Annotated in this window: 18 protein-coding genes and 1 tRNA gene; 13 read left to right on the top strand and 6 right to left on the bottom strand. The window is 62.2% G+C overall.

The genetic code is table 11. The features are described 5' to 3' along the window. Positions 1–1,597 precede the first annotated feature (1,597 nt). Positions 1,598–1,756 carry a hypothetical protein gene (locus QM596_RS21670; protein ID WP_283309907.1) on the bottom strand — a complete coding sequence of 53 codons (159 nt, stop codon included), beginning with the start codon at positions 1,754–1,756 and terminating at the stop codon, positions 1,598–1,600. A 118-nt stretch (positions 1,757–1,874) separates the two neighbouring features. After that, positions 1,875–1,950 (bottom strand) — tRNA-Arg (locus QM596_RS21665). 97 nt (positions 1,951–2,047) lie between these two features. Between QM596_RS21665 and QM596_RS21660 the strand changes: the two genes are divergently transcribed. Both QM596_RS21660 and ssb read left to right on the top strand, forming a co-directional pair. Continuing rightward, positions 2,048–4,183, top strand: a complete 2,136-nt coding sequence (locus QM596_RS21660; RefSeq protein ID WP_259119227.1) for a bifunctional copper resistance protein CopD/cytochrome c oxidase assembly protein — start codon at positions 2,048–2,050, stop codon at positions 4,181–4,183. 181 nt (positions 4,184–4,364) lie between these two features. Next, positions 4,365–4,778 (top strand): single-stranded DNA-binding protein, encoded by a 414-nt coding sequence (gene ssb, locus QM596_RS21655; RefSeq protein WP_007733347.1) that lies wholly within the window; start codon positions 4,365–4,367, stop codon positions 4,776–4,778. Positions 4,779–4,782: 4 nt separating this feature from the next. Here ssb and QM596_RS21650 read toward each other — a convergent pair whose 3' ends face one another. Then, positions 4,783–5,241: a MarR family winged helix-turn-helix transcriptional regulator gene (locus tag QM596_RS21650; protein WP_070797086.1), complete on the bottom strand. Its 459-nt coding sequence runs from the start codon at positions 5,239–5,241 to the stop codon at positions 4,783–4,785. A 106-nt stretch (positions 5,242–5,347) separates the two neighbouring features. Here QM596_RS21650 and QM596_RS21645 point away from each other — a divergent pair, with 106 nt between their 5' ends. The 7 genes from QM596_RS21645 (at position 5,348) to QM596_RS21615 (ending at position 16,751) form a co-directional block, all read left to right on the top strand. Further along, positions 5,348–7,165: an ABC transporter ATP-binding protein gene (locus QM596_RS21645; RefSeq protein WP_283309934.1), complete on the top strand. Its 1,818-nt coding sequence runs from the start codon at positions 5,348–5,350 to the stop codon at positions 7,163–7,165. A gap of 95 nt (positions 7,166–7,260) precedes the next feature. After that, complete coding sequence (locus QM596_RS21640; RefSeq protein WP_283309906.1) at positions 7,261–8,439, top strand: acyl-CoA dehydrogenase family protein; 1,179 nt, start codon at positions 7,261–7,263, stop codon at positions 8,437–8,439. A 166-nt stretch (positions 8,440–8,605) separates the two neighbouring features. Beyond that, positions 8,606–10,285: an energy-dependent translational throttle protein EttA gene (ettA, locus tag QM596_RS21635; RefSeq protein WP_007730925.1), complete on the top strand. Its 1,680-nt coding sequence runs from the start codon at positions 8,606–8,608 to the stop codon at positions 10,283–10,285. A gap of 4 nt (positions 10,286–10,289) precedes the next feature. After that, positions 10,290–10,709: an acyl-CoA thioesterase gene (locus QM596_RS21630; protein WP_019749099.1), complete on the top strand. Its 420-nt coding sequence runs from the start codon at positions 10,290–10,292 to the stop codon at positions 10,707–10,709. A 99-nt stretch (positions 10,710–10,808) separates the two neighbouring features. After that, positions 10,809–15,656: an NAD-glutamate dehydrogenase gene (locus QM596_RS21625; protein WP_283309905.1), complete on the top strand. Its 4,848-nt coding sequence runs from the start codon at positions 10,809–10,811 to the stop codon at positions 15,654–15,656. Beyond that, on the top strand, positions 15,653–16,072 hold the full coding sequence (locus tag QM596_RS21620) for an acyl-CoA thioesterase (RefSeq protein ID WP_003944573.1): 420 nt from the start codon (positions 15,653–15,655) through the stop codon (positions 16,070–16,072). The genes QM596_RS21625 and QM596_RS21620 overlap by 4 nt, the downstream gene beginning before the upstream one ends. After that, positions 16,065–16,751: a DUF8010 domain-containing protein gene (locus QM596_RS21615; RefSeq protein ID WP_019749097.1), complete on the top strand. Its 687-nt coding sequence runs from the start codon at positions 16,065–16,067 to the stop codon at positions 16,749–16,751. The genes QM596_RS21620 and QM596_RS21615 overlap by 8 nt, the downstream gene beginning before the upstream one ends. A gap of 66 nt (positions 16,752–16,817) precedes the next feature. Here QM596_RS21615 and QM596_RS21610 read toward each other — a convergent pair whose 3' ends face one another. Beyond that, the gene (locus QM596_RS21610) at positions 16,818–18,416 is read right to left on the bottom strand and encodes a glycoside hydrolase family 13 protein (protein WP_019749096.1); all 1,599 of its coding nucleotides are present in this window, start codon (positions 18,414–18,416) and stop codon (positions 16,818–16,820) included. Positions 18,417–18,579: 163 nt separating this feature from the next. On the opposite strand from QM596_RS21610, the gene QM596_RS21605 reads away from it, so the two are divergent. Then, a complete protein-coding gene (locus QM596_RS21605) occupies positions 18,580–19,014 on the top strand; it encodes a cupin domain-containing protein (protein ID WP_021344735.1) in 435 nt (144 codons plus the stop codon). 4 nt (positions 19,015–19,018) lie between these two features. On the opposite strand, the gene QM596_RS21600 is transcribed toward QM596_RS21605, so the two are convergent. Beyond that, complete coding sequence (locus tag QM596_RS21600) at positions 19,019–19,426, bottom strand: globin (RefSeq protein WP_003944464.1); 408 nt, start codon at positions 19,424–19,426, stop codon at positions 19,019–19,021. A 182-nt stretch (positions 19,427–19,608) separates the two neighbouring features. On the opposite strand from QM596_RS21600, the gene QM596_RS21595 reads away from it, so the two are divergent. The 3 genes from QM596_RS21595 to QM596_RS21585 all read left to right on the top strand — a co-directional run bounded on the left by QM596_RS21595 (position 19,609) and on the right by QM596_RS21585 (position 21,183). Beyond that, entirely contained in the window at positions 19,609–20,307 is a 699-nt protein-coding gene (locus QM596_RS21595; protein ID WP_020908239.1) for an HNH endonuclease, read from the top strand. A gap of 146 nt (positions 20,308–20,453) precedes the next feature. Continuing rightward, positions 20,454–20,717 carry an aa3-type cytochrome oxidase subunit CtaJ gene (gene ctaJ, locus QM596_RS21590; protein ID WP_007730943.1) on the top strand — a complete coding sequence of 88 codons (264 nt, stop codon included), beginning with the start codon at positions 20,454–20,456 and terminating at the stop codon, positions 20,715–20,717. Further along, positions 20,704–21,183, top strand: a complete 480-nt coding sequence (locus QM596_RS21585) for a DUF5130 domain-containing protein (RefSeq protein WP_019749092.1) — start codon at positions 20,704–20,706, stop codon at positions 21,181–21,183. Before ctaJ ends, QM596_RS21585 begins: the two co-directional genes overlap by 14 nt. A 71-nt stretch (positions 21,184–21,254) precedes the next feature. Here QM596_RS21585 and pepN read toward each other — a convergent pair whose 3' ends face one another. Next, complete coding sequence (pepN, locus tag QM596_RS21580; RefSeq protein ID WP_283309904.1) at positions 21,255–23,834, bottom strand: aminopeptidase N; 2,580 nt, start codon at positions 23,832–23,834, stop codon at positions 21,255–21,257. Positions 23,835–23,873 lie beyond the last annotated feature (39 nt).

Below are 23,873 nucleotides of genomic sequence, written 5' to 3'. Positions count from 1 at the left end.
AACGGGACCTTTGAGCAGCTCTGGAGCCTGGATGCGAGCGTTGGTGATTCTCAGGCGTCCTATTGCGGAGCCGAACAGTTGGTAATCGGACCTGGTTGGCGCCAGCGCAGACCGACGGCCGGCTCTGGGTAGGCCAGGAAATTCCAAGAAAGATCGACCGCCGGTATTACCTAACGCGACGACCTACGAGGTACTAAAGGCCGCGGCTGAGGTTTTTTCCTGCGCGATTCATTGCAGTTCGGGCATGAGCACCATCCCGGATAGCAATAGCAACAGTGCGATGGCTCCGAGGGGGAGTCTTCGTGCTGCGTGCTTTGCTGCCGTGACGGTTTTCATGAAATTCCTTTCTCTGGCACAACGTGAAGAAATTTGCGCGGGGCCGTTCGCGAGAAGATGCAAATTCCGCGCAAACAACGCAGAAGGCGCAAACCGGGCGATGCGCAATCAGGAATCTAACACGGGCAAATCGCATAGCTGGACACGCCATGGACGTCCGTCCATGCAAGAAAAACTCCGATTACCTGGCTATATGTATCCTCCGTTGATTTCTGTCAAGTTAACTGGCTGGTTCATCACAATTCGATCTCGACGATCAGTTGCATGCCTGTCTTGGACCTTGCCGACAATCGGTGAGCGGCCGAGCCGAGTCGACGCTGCTGTACGGAATGAGCCTTTATGCAGTTCACTGCCCCTTATTTGCTGTCGGAATGACAAGGTGTGGAGCGAATTTTCTGTGCGCACACGCTCGACATAAATGCAAATCATTTTTCTGCGTATAGGAGGAGGGTGAATTAGGGGGTGAATTCAGTCGAGGGTCATAGAAACCCCTGTTCTGAAAGGATCCAGAGATGGGGGTCACATTAGATTCGTTTTTCTTAGCAGATTGGATTCCGGCCTGAGTTAACCGTCGATAATGCTTCGGCGGCCGACATGGCATTTCGAGACAAAGAATCGCCCAGCTTTTCGTAGAAAGCCTTCGGTACGGTTACGTCAGTCCAGCTGATCACGCGCCGCAGCGACTTTTGGCGACGCTCGTGTGCGCACGGATGATGCACTACCTGGGATGTGTATGGATCTCGGAAAATGCCACGTCGGAGGTTTCTTCGAAGATCTCGAGACCTCGCAAGTTCAGGTCGTTCTCGCGCACCTCGGCACGATGAAATGGCTTACTTTTCAAGCGCTTTCGATGCCCGGAGTCAAATGGTGACGGTCGTTGCGTAGTCGCTGACGGCGGATGTGGCCGGTTCGATCGGTGCGAAGTCGCCACATCCGAGCAACCGCACCGAGTAGCCGCGAGGTCCCACAGCAAGTACTTTTCGCAGCTCTCTGGACACTTCGCGAAATTGGACCTTCGAATCGAGTTCTCGCGCAACCATTCTGACGCAGCTTGTGTCATTGGTGCTACACCCATGGCTGCCCGCAAGGTTCGACTGCCCCGGCTGCTGTTACGCCTTGGGATCCAGAGCCGAGAGGTTCTGTGACACTCACGGCCGCTCTGTATAGCGCGGTGCACGCGACTCAGCCGGCATTGGTGGGCAATTGCCTACCGGCTCTCGTCGTAGAACTTCGTGAGACGGCCTTTGTCGCAAGGGAAGGGCTACAACGATTGGTCTGGCCCGGTCAACGACGCGGGACCGGTCGTCGGTTGGTGTGCGCCGGTGAACCGCTCGACGACGGATACAACGACGATCGCGAGTGCCAGGATTCCAACGGTCCGGGCGATTGACTTCAGGGTCTTCGGAAGTGCCTTCTTCATGCGAGGCAGATTACTGCGGACGGCACGTAATTTGTGGGCTAGGTTTCGGTCCGGATCGGACTGCTCTGCCCAGTGGCCGCTCGTCCACGCAGCGTGACTATCCGTGAATCAAATCTTGTGGTGCCCCCGGCAGGATTCGAACCTGCGACCAAGAGATTAGAAGGCTCTTGCTCTATCCCCTGAGCTACGGAGGCGCGTGGAACATCATACTCGAGGGTTCGGGATGTGACGCGCGCCGCCCAACTCCGACGCGTTGTCGTAGTCGGTTCGCGAAGGTCCTACCCTTGAGGTATGGCTACACCCGACCTCGCGCCGACAGATTCCCCACCGGAGTCCACACAGCACAGCGGTGCACCCGCTTCTTCGACCGCGATATTCGTGGTCAGCGGACTCATCGCAGGGCTCACCGCAGCCGTCGTGGTGGGATTCTCCGCGTCGCAGGCACTGACTCTTCTGGGCATCCCGGATCCAGGCCCGATCACCACGTACGGCCTGCCCGCGATGCGCGCACTGGGGGAGATCGCCGCAGTCATCGCGATCGGGTCACTGCTTCTGGCCGCGTTCTTCGTGCCGCCGCAGAAGTCGGGTGTCCTCGACGTCGACGGCTATCGGGCAGTCCGAACTGCATCGCACGCCGCGATCGTGTGGGCGATCTGTTCGTTCATGATGGTGCCTCTGACGCTCTCTGACACGTCGGGTCAGCCGTTTGCCGAAGCGATCAAACCGGCGAACCTGTGGTCGGGACTCGATCAGGTCGAGATCGCCGGCGCCTGGCGCTGGACGGCGATCATCGCGGTTGTTCTGGCGATCCTGGCCCGACTGACACTGCGCTGGTGGTGGACACCGCTCCTGCTGCTGGTCGGTCTTCTCGGACTGATGCCGCTCGCTCTCACCGGTCACTCGTCTTCGGGCGGCTCGCATGACATCGCTACCAACAGCCTGATCCTGCACCTCGTGGCGGCTTCGCTCTGGGCCGGCGGCTTGTTCGCGCTACTGGCCCACGCGCGGCGCGGCGGCGATTACACCGACGTAGCAGCCCGACGCTTTTCGACGGTCGCATCCATCTGCTTCGTCGTCATGGGATTCAGCGGCGTCATCAATGCGATTGTCCGTCTGCCTCTCGACGACGTGTTCACCACGACCTACGGACGATTGATCGTCGCCAAAACAGTTGCACTGATCATCCTCGGGTTCTTCGGTTGGGCTCAGCGGAGTCGGGCGCTACCGGCGCTGGCGGAGAACCCGAAGAGTCGCTCTGCTCTGATTCGATTTGCCGGCGCTGAAACGATCGTGATGGCGGCGACCATCGGTCTCGCGATCGGCCTCGGTCGTACCCCGCCGCCTCCGCCGCTGTCGATTCCCTCGATCCCCGAGGTCGAACTCGGTTACAACCTTCCGGACCCGCCGTCGTTCATGGCGTTCGTGACGGACTGGCGATTCGACCTCATGTTCGGCACCGCCGCAATTGCTGCGGCGATTCTGTACGGCATCGGCCTGCGCAAGCTGGCCAAGCGTGGAGACTCCTGGCCCGTCGGCCGAACCATCGCCTGGATGAGCGGTTGCGCGGTGCTCCTGATCGCCACGTCGTCCGGTGTCGGCAAGTACGCGCCGGCAGTCTTCAGCGTTCACATGGGCGCACATATGGCGCTGTCGATGTTGGGCCCAGTCCTGCTGGTTCTGGGTGCGCCGATCACTTTGGCTCTGCGGGCGCTCGATCCGGCAGGCAAGGACGGCGTGCCAGGCATTCGCGAGTGGATTCTGACCGCGCTGCACAGCCCGTTCTCACGATTCATCACCCACCCGATCGTTGCGGCAGTTCTCTTCGTCGGCGGTTTCTACGCGCTGTATCTCGGCGGAATCTACGGCGCCACCGTCGACTCGCACAGCGCTCACCTGCTGATGAACCTGCACTTCATCCTCAGCGGCTATCTCTTCTACTGGGTGGCGATCGGAATAGACCCGTCACCACGCCAATTGCAGCCGGTGACCAAGCTGGCGATGGTCTTCGGCTCACTTCCGTTCCACGCGTTTTTCGGCGTGGCATTGATGAGCACCACCGCCGTCATGGGCGGCGCGTACTTCCGCTCGCTCGGACTCGGTTGGAACAACGACCTGATCGGCGATCAGCAGCTGGGCGGCAGCATCGCGTGGGCGACCGGCGAGATCCCACTCATGGTGGTCATGCTCGCGCTGCTGGTTCAGTGGTCGCGCAGTGACGGAAGGACCGCGCGCCGAACGGACCGTGCGGCCGAGCGTGACCACGACGCCGACCTCGCTGCTCACAACGCCATGTTCGCCGAATTGGCCAGGCGGGACCGCGAGGGGTGGAAACCGCGTGAGGCTGCTGACGCAGAGACTGCAAGCGAGGACTCTGCGGACGAGACACCCAGCGAGAAGAAATCCGACGAATCCTCCACTAGCACTTAGTTCCGACACTGCCCGGGCCGTTTGGCTCGGGCAGTGCTGTTTCTCCACAGCTGTCCCGCCGATGCACAGGTGGAAATCGAAATCCCGAGCCAGGCGTTTGCCGTTCCACAATCGAAACTGCCGACGCAATGATCGGCCCCGCGACAGTTGGCGGGTTCTGGAGTTCGAAGGGGGATCGGACATGTACGAAACGCATGCAACGGTTGTCGGAACCGTCATCACCAATCCGGTGAAGCGGCAGACAACCAATGGCGAAGAGGTGCTGAGCTTTCGGATGGCGAGCAACACGCGTCGCAAAGACGCGGTGACCGGAGAGTGGACGGACGGAGCGACCCTCTATCTCACGGTCAGCTGCTGGCGGCGGTTGGTCACCGGCGTCGGCGCATCCATCATGAAGGGTGATCCGGTCATGGTGGCGGGGGAGTTGCGCACCAACGAGTACACGACCAAAGAGGGTGTGCCTCGTTCCGATCTCGAGTTGCGGGCGACGGCAGTTGGCGCGGACCTTGCTCGTTGCATCTCGAAGATCGAGCGTCAGAGCAAGCCGACGTCGGCGGAGAATGTCGAGGACGCAGTCGACACCGTCGCTGCGTGAGAACTCAGATCGAGTGTTTCGGGCAGTCGCGGGGCCGAGAGTCGTGCCCCGCGTCCACTCGCTCGAGAAGTTCGGTGAGAGTTGCTCGCTCCGATTCGTCGAGGTCGTCGAACACATCCGAGGATTCTCGTCGTTGAGCTTTCGCGACGTCGGCAGCGAGGGTAGCGCCGGCGTCGGTGAGCTCGAGTAATACAGCTCGCCGATCGTTCGGATCGGGAGTGCGGCGCACCCATCCGGCCTCTTCGAGGGAATCCACGACGTCGGTCGCCGACCGCGGAACGATGCGCAATCGCTCGGCAAGAAACCCGAGTCGAACCGGCTCGCCCACTCGGGTCAGTACTCGCAGCGCTCGGCTTTGCGACGGCGAGAGACCGAATGGTTCCAGCGCTGCCACTTGGCGTCGGCGGATGAGCCGTGCCACGGACATCACGACGTCGGTGAGTTCGCGCTCTCGGGAATGCATGGCGTCAGTCTAGCGTTGTTGGTGTCAGCCTCATAGTGAGGTAACCTCACCAATATGAAACTAGGGTGAGAAAGCCTCCAGGAGGTAGAACGTGAAACCAGATCACATGCGAAACATCGAACGATCCGCTGTCGAGATCACTCCGGCGGACTCAGTACCGGCAAAGCGCATACTCGGACTGTTCGCGCCGTATCGAACTCAGATCGCCATCGTCACCGCGGTCATCACACTCAGCGCGATCGTGGCGTTGGGCAGTCCGCTGCTCCTACGCGAAATGCTCGACAAGGCGATCCCGGACAAGAACCTCGGACTCGTCAGCGTTCTGGCCATCGGCATGATCGCCATTGCCGTGATCACGAGCTGTCTCGGCGTGGCGCAGACTTGGATGTCCAACAGCATCGGCCAGAAACTGATGCACCAACTGCGTGTGCGGGTCTACTCGCATCTGCAGAATCAGTCGCTCGGATTCTTCGCTCGAACCCGAACCGGAGAAGTTCAGTCGCGCATTGCCAACGACATCGGCGGTATGCAGTCGGTGGTCACCAACACGGCAACGTCCATCGCGCAGAATGCAACGACCGTGGCAGCCACCATTGTTGCTCTGTTCCTTCTGGATTGGCGGCTTGCCATCTTCTCGCTGGCGATCTTGCCGGTGTTCATCCGTATCGCACGCAAGATCGGTGACGAGCGCCGCAAGATCTCGGGTAAGCGGCAGAAGCTACTCAGTGATCTGTCGGTGCAGGTGGAGGAATCTCTCTCCGTCAGTGGCATTCTCCTCGGCAAGACGACCGGCGCGAAGTCGGCTCTGACGGATCGATTCACCGAGCGTTCAGCGGAAGTCGCGGACGTCGAACTCCGGGCCATGATGGCCGGCAAGTGGCGCATGGCGACCATGTCGATCACCTTCGCAGCCATGCCCGCACTGGTCTACTGGTTCGCCGGTTTCACTCTCGATCACGGCAACACCATCACCGTCGGCACCCTCGTCGCATTCACCACACTGCAGACACAATTGTTCCGCCCCACCATGATGCTGCTCAACACGGGCGTCGAGGTGCAGAGTTCGATGGCACTGTTCAGTCGCGTGTTCGAGTACCTGGATCTGCCGATCGACATCGCGGATCCGGAAGAGTCGAAGAGCTTCGACCGCACCAAGATGTCCGGCGAACTTCGGTTCGACCACGTCGACTTCTCGTATCCAGGAACCGACAGCAAGACTCTCGACAACATCGACCTCACGGTCCCGGCCGGCGGAACCTTGGCGCTGGTCGGCTCCACAGGTTCGGGCAAGACCACCCTCGGATACTTGGCCGCACGTCTGTACGACCCGACTGCGGGATCGGTGAGAATCGACGACATCGATGTGCGGGACCTCGATCTGGCGACGGTCTCCGATCTGGTGGGCGTGGTGTCGCAGGAGACGTACCTCTTCCATACGACGATTCGTGAGAACCTTCGGTTCGCGAAACCCGATGCCACCGACGCCGAGATCGAGCAAGCAGCGCGCATCGCGCAAATCCACGAGTTCATCTCCGGTCTCGACGACGGGTACGACACCATGGTCGGCGAGCGCGGCTACCGATTCTCCGGTGGTGAGAAACAGCGCATCGCGATCGCGCGCACAGTTCTGCGGAATCCGCCGATCCTGGTCCTCGACGAGGCGACGAGCGCCTTGGACAATCGCACTGAACGTGCGCTGCAGGACGCGCTCGACGAGCTGATGGTCGGACGCACCACTCTTGTTGTAGCGCACAGGCTTTCCACGGTTCGAGATGCGGATCTCATCGCGGTCCTCGACCAGGGCGTGGTTGTGGAAAAGGGCACCCACGACGAACTTGTGCAACAAGGTGGGCGGTACGCACAGCTGCTCGCGGCTTCCGGTAGTGACGCGGTCGAACTCCCGTCGGAACTACAGACCGTGTGAGTGTAAGAAATGTCGGCCGTTTCACTTCCGCAAGTTTCTAGAACGTGTTCTACTTTAAAGGTCGTTGATCGACTATCAGTGGAGGCGGAAAGATCATGGGTCAGGTTCTGGACAACATCTCACAGTTCGCCGACGAGATCCGCGCCGACGGAGTCGAGGGCGACAAGCTGATGCGCTTGACGGACGGCAGCGCGAAGCGTTTGCGCGACTCCGGCGTCATCCGGATGTTGCAGCCGAAGGAGTTCGGAGGCCTCGAGGCGCATCCGCGTGAATTCGCCGAGACGGCAATGGCTATCGGTGCGATGGATGGTGCCACGGGCTGGGTCAGCGGCATCGTCGGTGTTCATCCGTGGGAGCTTGCGTTCTTCGACCGCAAGGCTCAGGAAGAGGTGTGGGGAACCGATCCCGATACGTGGATGGCGTCGCCGTATGCGCCGATGGGTGTGGCGAGGCCGGTCGAGGGTGGGTACATCCTCAACGGTCGTTGGTCGTTCTCGTCCGGTACTGATCATTGTGACTGGATCATGATCGGTGCGATGGTCGGTGACGAGGCCGGTAAGCCGTTGATGCCGCCGAAGATTCTGCACGTGTTGTTGCCGCGCTCCGATTACGACATCGACCAGGACAGCTGGAATGTCGTGGGCCTGCGCGGTACGGGGTCGAAGGATCTGATCGTCAAGGATGCGTTCCTGCCGACGTATCGGACTCTTGATGCGGGAAAGGTTTTCGACGGGACGGCGTGGAAGGAAGCGGGCCGTACGGAGACGTTGTACAAGTTCCCGTTCTCGTGCATTTTCCCGTTGGGGATCACTTCGTCGTTGATCGGTATTGCTGAGGGTGCGTTGGCGTGCAATATGGCGGCGCAGCGTGAGCGCGTGACGGTCAGTGGTGTTCCGATCAAGGAAGATCCGTACGTGCTGTTCGCGATCGGTGAGGCGGCGGCCGAGATCGCTGCTTCTCGGGCTGCGATCTTGGAGACGGTGGATCGTTTCTGGGACATGACCGAGAAGGGTCAGGAAGTTTCGTTCGAGCTTCGTGCGATCGGTCGGCGTACGCAGACTGCGGCGGCGTGGCGTGCGGTGCGGGCGGTGGACGAGATCTTTGCTCGTTCCGGTGGTGGCGCGTTGCAGTTGAACACGCCGATGCAGCGGTTCTGGCGTGATGCGCATGCCGGTCTCGCGCACGCGATCCATGTGCCCGGTTCCATTTTCCATTCGTCGACGCTCTCGCAGCTCGGTGGCGAGCCGAAGGGCATCCACCGGGCAATGATCTGAGCCGTCCGGGGGACACCCGGAGGTGTCCCCATCGCGGTTTTCGTGGGGGTCGATGAGCATGTCGGTGAATCTGGTCGATGACCTCGGACTGTCCGCAGAACCCGGATCGGAGTGAGTGCCAACGCGCAATGTGGGTTATAGGACAAACACCGATAGGCTGGCGGTCATGGCTGAGTTCATTTACACGATGAAGAAGGTGCGCAAGGCGCACGGTGACAAGGTCATCCTCGATGACGTCACGATGAGCTTTTACCCCGGCGCGAAGATCGGTGTCGTCGGACCGAACGGCGCTGGTAAATCCAGCATCCTCAAGATCATGGCCGGACTGGACCAGCCGGGCAACGGCGAGGCATTCCTGGCTCCGGGCGCGACCGTCGGCATCCTCATGCAGGAGCCGGAGCTCGACGAGACCAAGACGGTTCGCGAGAACGTCGAGGACGGTCTCGGAGAGACGATGGTCCAGCTCAAGCGGTACAACGAGATCGCCGAGCTGATGGCCACGGATTACTCCGACGAGCTCATGGAAGAGATGGGCGAACTGCAGGAGAAGCTCGATCACGCAGACGCGTGGGAGATCGACTCGCAGCTCGAGCAGGCTATGGACGCCCTGCGCTGCCCCCCGCCGGAAGAGATGGTCACCCACCTCTCCGGTGGTGAGAAGCGACGCGTTGCGCTCTGCAAGCTGCTGCTGAGCAAGCCCGACCTCCTGCTCCTCGATGAGCCCACCAACCACCTCGACGCCGAATCTGTCCTGTGGCTCGAGCAGCACCTCGCTGCTTACCCCGGCGCAATCCTCGCCGTGACCCACGATCGTTACTTCCTCGATCACGTCGCGCAGTGGATCTGTGAAGTCGACCGCGGCCGCCTGTACCCGTACGAGGGCAACTACTCCACCTACCTGGAGCAGAAGGCTGCACGCCTCGAAGTTGCCGGCAAGAAGGATCAGAAGCTGCAGAAGCGCCTCAAGGACGAACTCGCATGGGTTCGTTCCGGCGCCAAGGCCCGCCAGGCCAAGAACAAGGCTCGTCTCGATCGCTACGAGGAAATGGCGAACGAAGCCGAGAAGACCCGCAAACTCGACTTCGACGAGATCCAGATCCCGGCACCGCCGCGCCTGGGTGACGTGGTCGTGGAGGTCTCGAACCTCGACAAGGGCTTCGACGGCCGCGTGCTGATCAAGGATCTTTCGTTCACGTTGCCGCGCAACGGAATTGTCGGCGTCATCGGCCCCAACGGCGTCGGTAAGACGACGCTGTTCAAGACCATCGTCGGTCTCGAGGAGCCTGACGCCGGTGAGGTCAAGATCGGTCAGACGGTCAAGCTGAGCTACGTCGACCAGAACCGTTCCGGAATCGACCCCAAGAAGACGGTCTGGGAGACCGTGTCCGACGGGCTCGATTTCATCGTCGTCGGCCAGACCGAGTTCCCCTCGCGCGCGTACATCAGCTCGTTCGGTTTCAAGGGCCACGATCAGCAGAAGCCGGCCGGCGTCCTCTCCGGTGGTGAGCGCAACCGCCTGAACCTGGCGATGACGCTCAAGCAGGGCGGCAACCTGATCCTGCTCGATGAGCCCACCAACGACCTCGACGTCGAAACCCTCGGCTCGCTGGAGAACGCTCTCGAAGAGTTCCCCGGCTGCGCCGTCGTGATCTCGCACGATCGCTGGTTCCTGGACCGGACCTGTACCCACATCCTCGCGTGGGAAGGTGGCTTCGGCGACAACGAGGCAGCTTGGTACTGGTACGAGGGCAACTTCGAGGGCTACGAGGCGAACAAGGTCGAGCGACTCGGCCCCGACGCCGCACGCCCGCACCGCGTGACTCACCGCAAGCTCACCAGGGACTGATCCGGTGTCCGACGTATACACAGCGCAGATCCAGGTCCGGTGGGGCGATTCCGACCGGTTGGGTCACGTCAACAACACGCGTTACGTCGAGTACATGCAGGAAGCTCGCATCCAGTTCCTGGAAGCGAAACTGGCGCCGCTCGGCGGCCGGCCGGGATACCTCGTGGTTCGAAAGATGACCATCGAGTTCCTCAAGCCGGTCACCGATCGGTCCGGTCCGTTGAACGTGGAGATCTTCACGACTCACGTCGGGACTTCCTCGTTCACGGTTCGGCACGTCATCCGTGACAACGCGGGTGTCGAATGCGCCTTCGGCGACGCGTTGATGGTCGGATTCGACACCGTGTCCGAAAAGTCCAGACCGCTGGCGGACAGCGAACGTGCAGTGCTCGAAGCATCGCTTGTTCAGATGACGACATCGTAGATTTCGTTTCTCAGTTCACCCTAGGTACTGGTTGCCGCGGCTAGTCTCGAGTCAGAGATTGGTCGCGGCGATCAGAACCCACAAGGATGTGAGCCAGGAATGACAGACCGTGTACGGCAGCAGGGCACAGGCCTCGACGAAGCGACGTTGTTGACGCGTCTTCGCGAGGCCTTTTTCACGCACATCGACGAGGGTGACAGCGACGACGTCATCAACGGTCGATCGGATCGAGTCCTGCTCGCGCATCTCGCGCTCGGGAGGCAGCGGACGCCAGGCACAGCCGTATGGCGTGTGTACCGCCCGTCAGGATCCGAGGGTCTCGGCGCTGCCGTCCAGATCGTCACCGACGACATGTCGTTGCTCGTCGAGTCCGTTACCGCGATGCTCAACCGACAAGGTGTGGGAATCAGTCAATTCGCCCATCCGATCCTGACGGTTGAACGCGACAACGCGGGCAATCTGATTTCCTTGGGCGACAGCGGTATCCAAGAATCCTGGATGCACGTCCAGTTGGACTCCGAAGTCGAGGATTCCGATCTCGACGCGATCGAAGCCCACCTCGGCAAAGTGCTCGCGGACGTCCGCCAGGTGGTTGGTGATACCCCGGACATGAAGGCACTGCAACTGCGCGTTGCCGACGAGTTGGAGAGTGCTGCAGTAACTGCCTCCGGGAGGATCACCCCCGAAGAATTCTCCGATACCGCTCGGCTGCTCCGGTGGATGGCGGACGGAAACTACGCCGTACTCGGATACCGGCGATTCGAGGGCACGAAGGACGGCTCACGCACGGTCGCCGGCAGCGGGCTCGGCGTGCTGCGCTCCGACGCGGTCACCGAAGGCCCGATGAGTTTGCCTCCAGTTGCAGATCTCCCGGATCGACCGCTTCTGGTCCTGACGCAGGGATCGTTCCCCGCCACGGTGCACCGCGCTGTCTACCCGTACTTCGTGGGTGTCTCGATCCTCGACGACGAGGGAAACATCGTGGGGGAGCACAGATTCCTGGGTGTGTTCACCGTGGTCGCACTCCACGAGAACGTCCTCGCGATTCCGCTGATCGAGCGACGCGTCCGCGAAGTCATCGCGCGTGCCGGTGTCGACCTGCATTCGTACTCCGGGCAGGCGATGCTCGAGGTCATCCAGTCCTTCCCGCGCACCGAGTTGTTCTCGAGCGATGCCGAGACCTTGTTCGAGACCGTCCACGCCGTGCACAGCATCGGGCTGCGTCGACAGGTGCGACTCTTCGTCCGCGAGGACACGTTCGGACGGTTCGTATCCTGCTTGGTGTATCTGCCTCGCGACCGGTATACGACGCGGGTGCGACTGGCGATGCAAAACCTGTTGTGGCGCGAATTCGGCCCAGGCACAGTTGATTACACCGCCCGGGTTACCGAGAACGATCTTGCGCTGTTGCACGTGACGATCCGGCGCGATCCGGACAGTGAGCCGGTTCACCTGGATGTCTCCGAGGCCAACCGCGAGCGAGTTCAGGCCCTGCTGACCGAAGTCAGTCGTAGCTGGGACGACCGCATCAACGACCTTGTTCGCGACATTCCGGGTGTGGATCCGGAACTGGTGCAACGGTATTCGCGGGTACTTCCCGATGGATACAAGGAGGACTTCGAACCGTCACGCGCGTTGGCCGACATCGCCAGACTCGAGGCGTTGGCGCCAGGCGCGATCGACGTACTGCTCTATCGCGCCGTGGACTCCGCGCCCGGTGCCTGGCGCTTCACGCTCTTCGTCGGCGGCGACGGTATCTCGTTGAGCCAGGTGCTACCGGTGCTGCAGTCACTCGGCGTCGAAGTTCTCGACGAGCGACCGCACGTCGTGCAGCGACTCGACGGCGTTCAGTGCTGGATCTACGATTTCGGGTTGTCGGTACCGGCGGATCTTCGGGCGTCGGTCGAGATCGACCTCGATGCGCAGGTGCCACTCGAGACCAGTACCGCCCCGCTGACCGAGGTCCAGAAGCGATTCACGGCTGCATTCGGTGCAGTCTGGTTCGGCCGGGCAGAAGCTGACCGATTCAACGAGTTGGTGCTGCGGGCCGGAATGTCCTGGCGGCAAGCCGTGGTGCTGCGTGCTTACGCAAAGTATTTGCGCCAGGCCACATTTCCGTACAGTCAGTTCCACATCGAAGGAATCGCGCTAACGCACCCGCAGACCGCGTTTGCATTGGTGCAGTTGTTCGAGGCGATGTTCGACCCCGAGAAACAAGACGACATCCGCGTCGCCGAATTGGACGAGCAGTTGCGTGCGTCCATCGACGAGGTACTCAGCTTGGATGCCGATCGCATTCTGCGTGGAATGTTCTCCTTGGTGAAGGCGACCTTGCGTACCAATTTCTACGTCGTCGACGCCGATGGCCGCTCTCGCGACTACCTGTCGGTCAAGCTCGATCCCTCGCGGATCAGCGAGTTGCCCAAGCCGCGGCCGGCTTTCGAGATCTACGTGTACTCACCCGAGGTCGAAGGCGTCCACCTGCGATTCGGCGCAGTCGCGCGCGGCGGACTCCGCTGGTCCGACCGGCGCGAGGATTTCCGCACCGAGGTGCTCGGCTTGGTGAAGGCTCAGGCCGTCAAGAACGCGGTGATCGTGCCGGTCGGCGCCAAGGGCGGCTTCGTCGTGAAGAATCCGCCTCTGCCGACGGGTGATCCGGCCGCTGATCGAACGGCGACGCTGGAAACCGGCAAAGCCTGCTACACCACGTTCATCTCCGGATTGCTCGACATCACCGACAACGTGCACGCGGCCACCGGCGAAGTTGTGACGCCGGATCGAGTGGTGCGCAAGGACGATCAGGATCGCTACCTGGTGGTCGCCGCGGACAAGGGCACGGCGACGTTCTCGGATCTCGCGAATTCGGTTGCCGCCAAGTACAACTTCTGGCTCGGCGACGCGTTTGCCTCCGGTGGCTCCGTGGGATACGACCACAAGGGCATGGGAATCACCGCTCGCGGCGCCTGGGAAAGCGTCAAACGGCACTTCCGCGAACTCGGGGTCGACACGCAGACGCAGGATTTCACGACGGTAGGCGTCGGCGACATGAGCGGAGACGTGTTCGGCAACGGAATGCTCCTCAGTCGGCACATCCGTCTGGTGGGCGCGTTCGACCATCGACACATCTTCCTCGATCCGAACCCGGATGCAGCGAGCTCGTTCGTCGAACGTCAACGACTTTTCGAGTTGCCACGGTCGTCGTGGGCCGACTACGACAAGAGCCTGATCAGTGAAGGTGGCGGCGTCTGGGACCGCACGGTCAAGTCGGTTCCGATCGCCGAAAGCGTCAGGATCGCACTGGGTCTGGCCGAGGGGGTCACGAAGCTCTCGCCGCCGGAATTGATGCAGGCGATTCTGTCGGCACCGGTGGATCTGCTGTGGAACGGCGGAATCGGTACATACATCAAGGCTTCGACCGAGACGAACGCGCAGGTCGGAGACAAGAGCAACGACGCTGTGCGAGTCGACGGTCAAGACCTGCGGGTCAAGGTGATCGGTGAGGGCGGCAACCTCGGCGTGACTGCTCTGGGACGAATCGAGTTCAGCGCCAACGGCGGTCACATCAACACCGACGCCATCGACAACTCGGCCGGCGTCGACTGCTCCGATCACGAAGTGAACATCAAGATCCTTCTCGATTCGCTCGTGCGTTCGCAGTTACTGCCGACTCAGGAACGGAATCCGTTGCTGGCGTCGATGACCGACGACGTGGCGGCGCTGGTGTTGGCGGACAACATCGCCCAGAACGCGCTGCTCGGAATCTCCCGCGTGACCGCGCCGCAGATGCTCGGTGTTCACCGCCGTCAGTTGACGGATCTGACCAAGGCGCGTGGCCTTGACCGCAAGCTCGAGGCGTTGCCGACCGACAAGGAGATCGAGCGTCGACTCGAGGCCGGTGTGGGTCTGACGTCGCCGGAATTGGCGACGCTGACGGCGCACGTGAAGCTTTCACTCAAGGACGATCTGCTCGCAACCGAGTTGCCGGACAACGATTTCTTCGCCCAGCAGATCCCGCAGTACTTCCCGACCGCTGTTCGCGATCGGTTCGAAACGGAGATCAAGGCACACCCGTTGCGGCGGCAGATCGTCGCGACGATGCTCGTGAACGAAGTGATCGACAACGGCGGAATCACGTACGCTTACCGCTTGGCCGAGGAGACCGGAGCGAGCAGTACCGACTCGATCCGTGCGTACGCCGCTGTGCGAGAGGTCTTTGCGCTCGACGAGGTGTGGTCGCGAATCCGCTCGGCCGGCGTCAGTGCAGAGATCGAAAACGAGCTGATCGTGGAGTCATGCCGCTTGCTCGACCGCGCGTCGCGGTGGTTCCTGGCGAATCGGCCCCAGCCGATCGCGGTCGGCGCCGAAGTTGCGCGCTACTCGGCGGCGTATCGGGCGACGGCGCCGCTGGTTCCGGGGCTGCTCGCCGGCCACCAGCTCGACGATCTGCTCGTGCGCGCGCAATCCGTGATCGATCGCGGGGCTCCGGAAGCGTTGGCGCTGGACGTGTTCCGACTGCTCGACGTCTACTGCCTGCTCGACATCGCGGATATCGCCGACATCGCCGATCACGACATCACCGAAGTCGCGGAGCTGTACTACGCCTTGGACGCGCATCTGGGAATCGACTGGCTGCTGAGCGCGGTCTCGGGACTCGAGCGCGGCGATCGCTGGCACTCGCTTGCTCGGCTCGCGTTGCGAGACGACCTCTACAGTTCGCTGCGGCAGTTGACGATGGAGGTTCTGGCCGGCGGCGAGCCGGGGGAGTCGCCGCAGGAGAAGATCGACGAATGGGAATCGACCAACGCCTCGCGGCTGAGTCGGGCGAGGGCAGCTCTCGTCGAGATCTTCGAGTCTGGGACGCTTGACCTCGCGACGCTCTCGGTGGCGGCGCGTCAGGTTCGTAGCATGGTGCGCAGCATGGGCACCCGATCGGAGGTAGGACGTTGAGCGAAGGATTCCACGCCGAAGTTGTGGTTCGGTGGTCCGACATGGATGCCTTCCAGCACATCAACCACGCACGGATGGTGACGTTGCTCGAAGAGGCGAGGATTCCTTGGTTGTTCGAAGACTCGCGCCCGACGGTCACCCTGCGTGACGGGGCTGTGATTGCCGATCTCCATGTGCGGTACCGCGGGCAACTGCGGCACGACGATTCACCGCTCGATGTCTTCATGTGGGTGGAAAAGGTTCGCGCGGTGGACTTCACCATCGCGTACGAGGTTCGCCCCCGCGGCGCCGATCTCAGCGTCCCGCCGTCCATCGTGGCATCGACTCAGATCGCGGCCTTCGATATCGACACTCAACGTCTGCGCCGCCTCAGCGGGCCCGAGCGGGAGTACTTGGAGAGCTGGCAACGTGCATGAACGTGTCCTGACCGTGCCCGAGGAGGCCGAGCGAAAGAACTTGGCCGGCTTCATCGGTCACGCCTTGCGTTTGGACGAGTCCGCGGTCATCCGAATGCGTCGACGCGGCGATGCGCACCTGAGCGTCTGGGCGTCAACGGGTTTCGACGCTCTGGCGACGCGAACCGTGGCGGGCACCATCAACCCTGACGACACGTCGGCTGCCGGCGATCAGTTGCTCTCGGCGGTGGAGCAGGCAACAGGTGAGCTGATCGATCCGGGGTTCGCCATGGATTCGGCGTGGCGTGGGGCGTTGCCGCCGATGGACGGCTTCGAGCACCTGGACGACGTACCCGCCCGGGTGTTGATCGAACTGGCGCAGCGGGGCAACGCCTTGGCGCTCGAGCATGGAAGTAGTCACGGGCCGCCGGCGTCGTTGCTCGATCAGGACGTGCTCGAGGTCAGTGGTCCATCAGGCACGGTCGGGATCTCGATGCGAGTTATTTTTGCCTTGACCGCAATGGGATTCGTTCCGCACGCCGGATCCGAAGCGATGACTGCGGACATCGATCTCGAACAGATCGACGCGTCGGAACTGGTTCGGGTGCGGGCGAGTCGATCGTGGGTGCGCCTCGATGCACGGTTTGGTTCGATCTACCGTCACCGCGGTGGTTCGATACCGCTGATGGTTGCGCGGTAGGAGTTCAGGCGACGGCCACCACCAGCGCGATGGGGCCGCCGCCTGACGACGTGCGAGAGTGTTCGGTCAGATCAGCCACGCCGCAGCGTTGACGGGCAACTGACCGTCGACGAGTGGTGCGCTGCTCAACAGCAGCTGCCCGCTCGGCAGTGCGATCGGCACCTCCGTGGTGTTGAGAGCACAGATCAGACCGCCGCGTCGACGGAAAGCGAGGCAGCCGGGGGGACTGCCGTACCAATCGATGTCGGTGCCGGAAAACTCCGGCCTGGCGCTACGAAGTTCGAGGGCGGCGCGATACAGCGAGAGCATCGAGTCGACGTCCTCGATCTGAGCCTCCACGGTGAGCGTCGACCACTCGGCCGGCATCGGCAGCCAGGTACTCGCACCGGTGGTGAATCCGAAAGGCGGCTCGGTTCCTTCCCAGGGAAGGGGCACTCGGCAGCCGTCGCGTCCTCGCTCGGCATGTCCGGATCGTTCCCAGACCGGGTCCTGTAGTGCATCGTCGGGCAGGTCGACGTTCGGCAGGCCGAGTTCGGCTCCGTTGTAGATGAAGCTCGCGCCCGGAAGCGCCAACTCGACGAGGATCATCGCCCGTGCGCGTTGCGTTCCGATCTCGCCCCCGCCGTAGCGCGTGACTTCACGTTCGACGTCGTGATTCGACAGTGTCCACGTGGGCACACCCCCGACCTCGGCGACGGCCGCGAGGGAGTTCTCCACGGCCTCTCGGACGGACTCGGCGGAGAATTCGGTTTCTGCAAGCCGGAAGTTGAATCCGAGATGCAGTTCGTCTGGCCGGATGTATTCGCCGAACTTCTGGTTGTCCTTCACCCAGATCTCGCCGACGGTCATCGCCTCCGGGAACTCGTCCATGACCTTGCGGATGCCGCGGTGGATTTCGTGAACTGCCGGATTGTTGAACCGCGGGTCGTCGTCGGAATTGCGCATGAGCTCGTTGAGCTCCCAGTCGTGGTCCGGCAAACCGTCGGGCTTGGCCATTCCGTGGGCCACGTCGATGCGGAATCCGTCGATTCCGCGTTCGAGCCAGAAGCGCAGAGTCTTGGCGAGGTCGTCGAAGACCTCGGGGTTGTCCCAGTTCAGGTCCGGCTGTTCCTTGGCGAAGATGTGCAGGTACCACTGGCCGGGTGTTCCGTCGGCTTCGCTGACGCGGGTCCATGCCGGGCCGCCGAAGATGCTCGGCCAGTTGTTCGGCGGTTCGTTGCCTTTTTCACCTTTGCCGTCTCGGAAGATGTAGCGGGATCGCTCCGCAGAACCGGGCGCCGACGCCAGGGCTGCCTTGAACCACTCGTGCTGATCACTCGTGTGGTTCGGGACCAGGTCCATGGTGACCTTGATTCCGCGCTCGTGGGCTGACGTGATCAGCGAATCCATCGTCGCCAGATCACCGAACAGGGGATCGATGTCGCGAGGGTCCGAGACGTCGTAGCCGTGGTCTGCCATCGGTGACTTCATCACCGGGCTCAACCAGATCGCGTCGATGCCGAGCAGCTCGAGGTAGCCGAGTTTCTCCTCGACTCCGCCGAGGTCGCCGATACCGTCACTGCCCGAATCGGCAAAGGAACGCGGATAGATCTGATAGAAGACCGCCTCGTTCCACCACGGGGCTTCGGGCCGGCTTACAGAGGACGAATCCGCGGGGGTGCTCACAGCAGTTCATAGTGCCAAACGTCTGGCACTCTCACGACTTGGACACGGCAAAAGCGTGACTCTTTACCTAGCCTTGGTGTACTTTGCATTCACGCGGTGACTCCATGTGGCAACTTTGGTGTTACTGCCGGGGGAGAAGTATCGAGAATTCAACCAAGGGGGCTTGGCCTTGACTTTGTCGGCAATCGAAGCGGTCAGTTTGGATCACGTACTGCTCGACGATGATCCGATCAACCGTGACTGGATAATCTTCGGCACACCGGTTGCACGGTCGGCGCAATGGTCGGCGAGTAAAGACGGGACCACGACTACGCACGTCTGGGATTGCACGAAGGGGCGCTTCCGCTGGTACTTCCATGCGGACGAAATCGTGCACATCATCGAAGGGTCGGTCACCGTTCAGGGCGACGGAATCGCGAAACGAACCCTGGGCGTCGGCGATGCCGCACTCTTCCGGGCGGGCAGCTGGTCGGAGTGGGAGGTCGAAGAGTACGTGCGCAAGCACGCAATCTTGAGTTCTCCGCTACATCCCACTGTGTCGTTCGGGGTACGAGCGGCCCGCCGGATCGCGCGTGTGTTCAGGCCGAAGGCGAAGTAAACGGTCAGATGGCGGAGTTCACCATGGACGCAGCAGCCATCTCCATGTAGTCGATCAACTGCTTGCGGTGCACCGGGCTCAGGGTCTTCTCGTCGATGGACGCGATGGCGACGTGCATGCACCTAAGCCACGCATCACGCTCGATCGGGCCGATCACGAAAGGATTGTGGCGCATCCGCAGACGCGGATGCCCACGCTCCTCCGAGTACGTGTGCGGCCCGCCCCAGTACTGCTCGAGGAACATCCGCATCCGCCGCTCTGCCGGGCCGAGATCGGCCTCGGGGTAGAGCGGGCGCACAACCTCGTCCTTCGCGACTTCTTCGTAGAATCGCGCGGTGAGCTTGTGAAATGTCTCGGCTCCGCCGACGGCGTCGTAGAAGGTCTGCTGCACGTCGTGCTGTACGTCATTCATGGCAAGTTCCATTGTGCCTGACGGCCGTAGTGGTCGGTTTCCGGGTCGACGACGGTTGCATCGGGTCGGAATGCGTACCCATTCACCGGAAATTCACCGGCCGTCCTGGCAATTTTGTTCGAAATGGGAGTGCGTAACGCGATCATCCGTGGTCAACTTGGGGGCAGTCTCCCGGAGGTCGTATGAAGAACCGACATGCTGCACGCAATCACCGACAACTCCAGCCCACTAGCGCGCGGAACGACCACGCGTTAGGGGCTGTTCTGGAAGTTGTTCCTGACGGGTTCGCGCACACTGCTGACCCACTCTTTTCCGAAGAGCATTCTCACCTCGAGATGTTCCCTCCCGATCGCGTTGTGCCCGAGTGGGTAAAACGTCGGGTGCTACTGCTCAACGTCACGTACGAACCGCTGACCGCCCTTCCTGCCAGGCGCGCGGTCGTACTGATGGCCTGCGGCAAGGCCGATACCGTCCACGAGGACGAACAAGGCCCGGTAGTCCATTCTGCGGACTGGTCGGTGCAGGTTCCCTCGGTCATTCGATTGCGCACCTACGTGCGCGTTCCGTATCGCGCCCGCATCCCCATGACCCGTGCCGCACTGATGCATCGTGACCACTTCCGATGTGCGTACTGCGGAGCCAAAGCCGAAACCATCGACCACGTCGTTCCTCGCAGCCGAGGTGGCGGGCATTCGTGGGAGAACTGCGTCGCGTGCTGTGCCCCCTGCAATCACCGCAAGGCCGACAAGATGCTCAGCGAACTCGGATGGACTCTCCGTGCGGAATTGGTTCCCCCGTCCGGTCCGCATTGGCGTCTGCTCGCGGCGACCAAGGAATTGCATCCGGCGTGGATGCCGTATCTCGGCGTGGGCGCAGCCTGAGCTATGTGTCGGCGTGGGCGCAGCCTGAGCTATGTGTCGGCGTGGGCGCAGCCTGAGCCGCGTTCTGTCGTCACCGAAACGAAATTGCCCGAGAATTTGTGGCCCTGACGCTTTCCTTCCTGGCGTTCTGGGCTACGTTATCTGGTGTGAGCATTCTCGAGGTAGTACTGATATACGTTGGGATTCCGGCCTTGATCACCGCGTTCTTCGCGGCTGCGTCCTTCCTCGGGAAGAAGACGCCGGGACCGGTTCCGCCGGCGTTCCATCTCGGTGAGTCGTGGGATCACGCTCCCGTGCTGTGGAGTGCTGTCGACGAAGTCACCGTTCGCGGTGGCCATCACGGCAGTGCACACGCAATCGAAGCCGGTTCGGCTGATCTGATCGGAGGGTCCGCAAGTGGCAAGTGGTGATCATTCGACCGCGCTCGCAGTAGCGCCCGAGGACCTGCCCGTCGGCAGCGTCGTCACGTCCAGCGGACGCGTTTCCGGTGTGCACCGCATCGGCGAGCCGTTCACCGACGATCTTCCGTTCGAGACCATGGATCTGGTCGCGCTCGACGTCGCGATGACCGAAGCGACGCGGGCCACCAAGGTGCGATTCAACGCCTACATCGGTGATCTCGGTTCTGATCCGGCAGCGGGTGCCGACGCACTGTTCCCGACCACGCCCGAAGCCGAGCGTTCCGTGCTGATCGCCGTCTCGCCCAACCAGCGCACCGTCGAGGTACGCAGCGGGCGGGCAATCGCCGATCGGGTCACTGATCGCGTTACCCAGCTCGGAGCAACGGCAGCTGTTGCATCCTTCAGTGAAGGCAACCTGATCGACGGACTGATCAGTGCCATCCGCGTTATGGCAGCCGCAATTTCAGCGCCGTAACTGTTTGTCAGACACCGGCCGGTGCCCGCGTCGATTCGTGAGAATCGACCCGGGCACCGGCCTTTCGCATGTCAGCTCGCATCGAACTTTCGTGCTGCGAGTGAACGAACCACACCGGCCTGGCCTTCGACGACCAGACGACGTAACGCGGGAGGGATGTCGCCTTCGAGGAATCGGTCTGCCGCCGCGACGGATTCTGCGGAGATCGACCACGCCGGGTACAGCCCGATGACGACGGTCTGTGCCACTTCGCTCGAGCGTCGTTCCCACACCGCCGCGATGTCGGCGAAGTAACGGGAGACGAAGGGTTCGAGCAATTCGTCCTGGCCTTCGCGAGCGAACCCGCCGATGATCGATCGTGCGGTGATGTTGGGCACCGAGTCGTCGCCGACGACCTTCTCCCAGACCTCTTCCTTGACCGCGGCCTGCGGACGTCCGGCTGCGGCCGCCGCGGCCTGACGAGCGCCCGCAGCGGTCGGGTCACGCTGGGCTTCGGCGTCGATGAACGGAGTTGCGGTTCCTTCGGCGTCGATCTCACCGGCAGCTGCCAGTGCCCCGACGATGCGCCAGCGCAGGTCCGTGTCGACGATCAGGCCGTCGAGCCCAACGGTGGAGGGATCGGCGTCAAGCAATTCGCGCAGTACCTCGGTGTGCCACGGGGAGAGTGCTGCACCGGTGAGTGCGTTGACGAATGCCAGCTGGTGGTCGGACCCGGCCTCTGCCTCACGTGCGAGTTCGAGCAACCGATTGGCGAAGCTCGCCGCGCCTTCGGCCTCGGCCCAGGCCGGATCTGCGTAGGAGCCGATGGCGGTTTGGGCTTGGAGCAAGAGACGTTGCACCACACCGACTTCGGTCTCCGAACTGATGCCGCGCTCGACCAGCGCGACGAAGTCGCGTGCCTTCAGTTCGGCCTGACGGGTCATTTCCCACGCCGCCGACCAGACCAGGGTGCGGGGGAGTGAGTCGGTGATGTCGCCGACCCGCTCGATCGCCGTCGCCAAAGATTCGGGATCGAGTCGCACGGAGCCGTAGGTGAGATCGTCGTCGTTGACCAACACGAGTGCACCGCGGGCGACGCCGACAAGTTCGGGGACATCCGTGCTTTCCACGGCATCGAGGTCGAGTTCGACGCGATGGCTTCGCACCAACTTGCCGTCGACGTCGTCGTAGATGCCGATGGCGATCCGGTGGATTCGCCGCTCGCCGGCGCCTGGTGCCGCACCGTCCTGCAGGACGGCGAAGCGGGTGAACTTTCCGTCTGCGTCGACATCGAAGTCGGGGCGCAGGATGTTCAAACCGGTGGTCTTGAGCCACTGTCGACCCCAGTCGGAAAGGTCACGGCTCGAGGACTTTTCGAGTGAGCCCAGCAGATCGTCGAATGTTGCGTTTCCGAATGCATGCTCACGGAAGTACTCACGCAGTCCGGCGAGGAACGGCTCGAGTCCGACGTATGCGACCAACTGCTTGAGGACGCTGGCGCCCTTCGCGTAGGTGATGCCGTCGAAGTTGACCTCGACGGCAGCCAGGTCCGGAATGTCCGCGGCAATCGGGTGCGTCGACGGCAACTGATCCTGGCGGTATGCCCACGACTTCTCGACGTTGGCGAACGTCGTCCAGGCGTTCGTGTACTCCGTGGCCTCGGTCTGGCACAGGACCGAAGCGAAGGTCGCGAACGACTCGTTGAGCCACAGGTCGTCCCACCACGCCATCGTGACGAGGTCGCCGAACCACATGTGCGCCATTTCGTGCAGCACCGTCTCGGCACGACGCTCGTACGAGTAGCGGGTCACCTTGGACCGGAAGACGTAGTCCTCGAGGAAGGTCACGGCGCCGGCATTCTCCATCGCGCCCGCATTGAATTCGGGGACGAAGAGCTGGTCGTACTTGCCGAAGGCATAGGGAACACCGAAGTTGCGGTGGTAGAAGTCGAATCCCTGCTTGGTCTCGGTGAAGAGCCGCTCCTCGTCCATGAACTCGGCCAGCGAAGCGCGGCAGAAGATTCCGAGCGGGATGTCGCCGTGCTCGTCGGAGTAGTTGTCGGTCCACTGCGCGTAGGGACCGGCGATGAGCGCCACCAGGTACGTGCTCATCTTCGGGGTGGTCAGGAAAACGTGCTTGCCGGGATCGGCGGCAAGGGTCTCGACGACCGCGGAGTTGGAGATGACCTTCCACGACGTGGGAGCGGTGACGTGGATGTCGAACGTGGCCTTCAGATCGGGCTGATCGAAGCACGCGAACATGCGCTTGGCGTCAGCCGTCTCGAACTGTGAGTAGAGGTAGACGGCGTCATCGGTCGGGTCGACGAATCGGTGCAGTCCCTCGCCGGTGTGGGAGTAGATGCAATCGGCCTCGATGACCAACTCGTTGTCGGCAGCGAGGTCGGGAAGGCTGATGCCCGTCGACTCGTCGTAGTCGGAGACGTCGAGTGCGGTGCCGTTGAGGACCGCGGAATGGACTCGGGCCGCGACGATGTCGATGAAGCTGCTTGCTCCGGCCGTAGCCGTGAACGTGACGGTGGTCTTCGAAGAGAACGTCTCCTCGCCGGGTGCGTCGTTGCCGTCGGTGAGATCGAGTTCGATCAGATAGTTCTCGACGGTCAGGATTGCTGACCGTTGCGCTGCGGTTTCGCGTGTCAGGTTCGGTGCGACCACAAAGATCTCCTCGTAGATGGTGCGGATCTATTACGTCCA

The organism is Rhodococcus sp. IEGM 1406, assembly GCF_030056745.1.
GTDB classification, from domain to species: Bacteria; Actinomycetota; Actinomycetes; order Mycobacteriales; family Mycobacteriaceae; genus Rhodococcus_F; species Rhodococcus_F erythropolis.
Note: the sequence above shows the minus strand (reverse complement) of the source record. Positions and strands in the feature narration are given on the sequence as shown.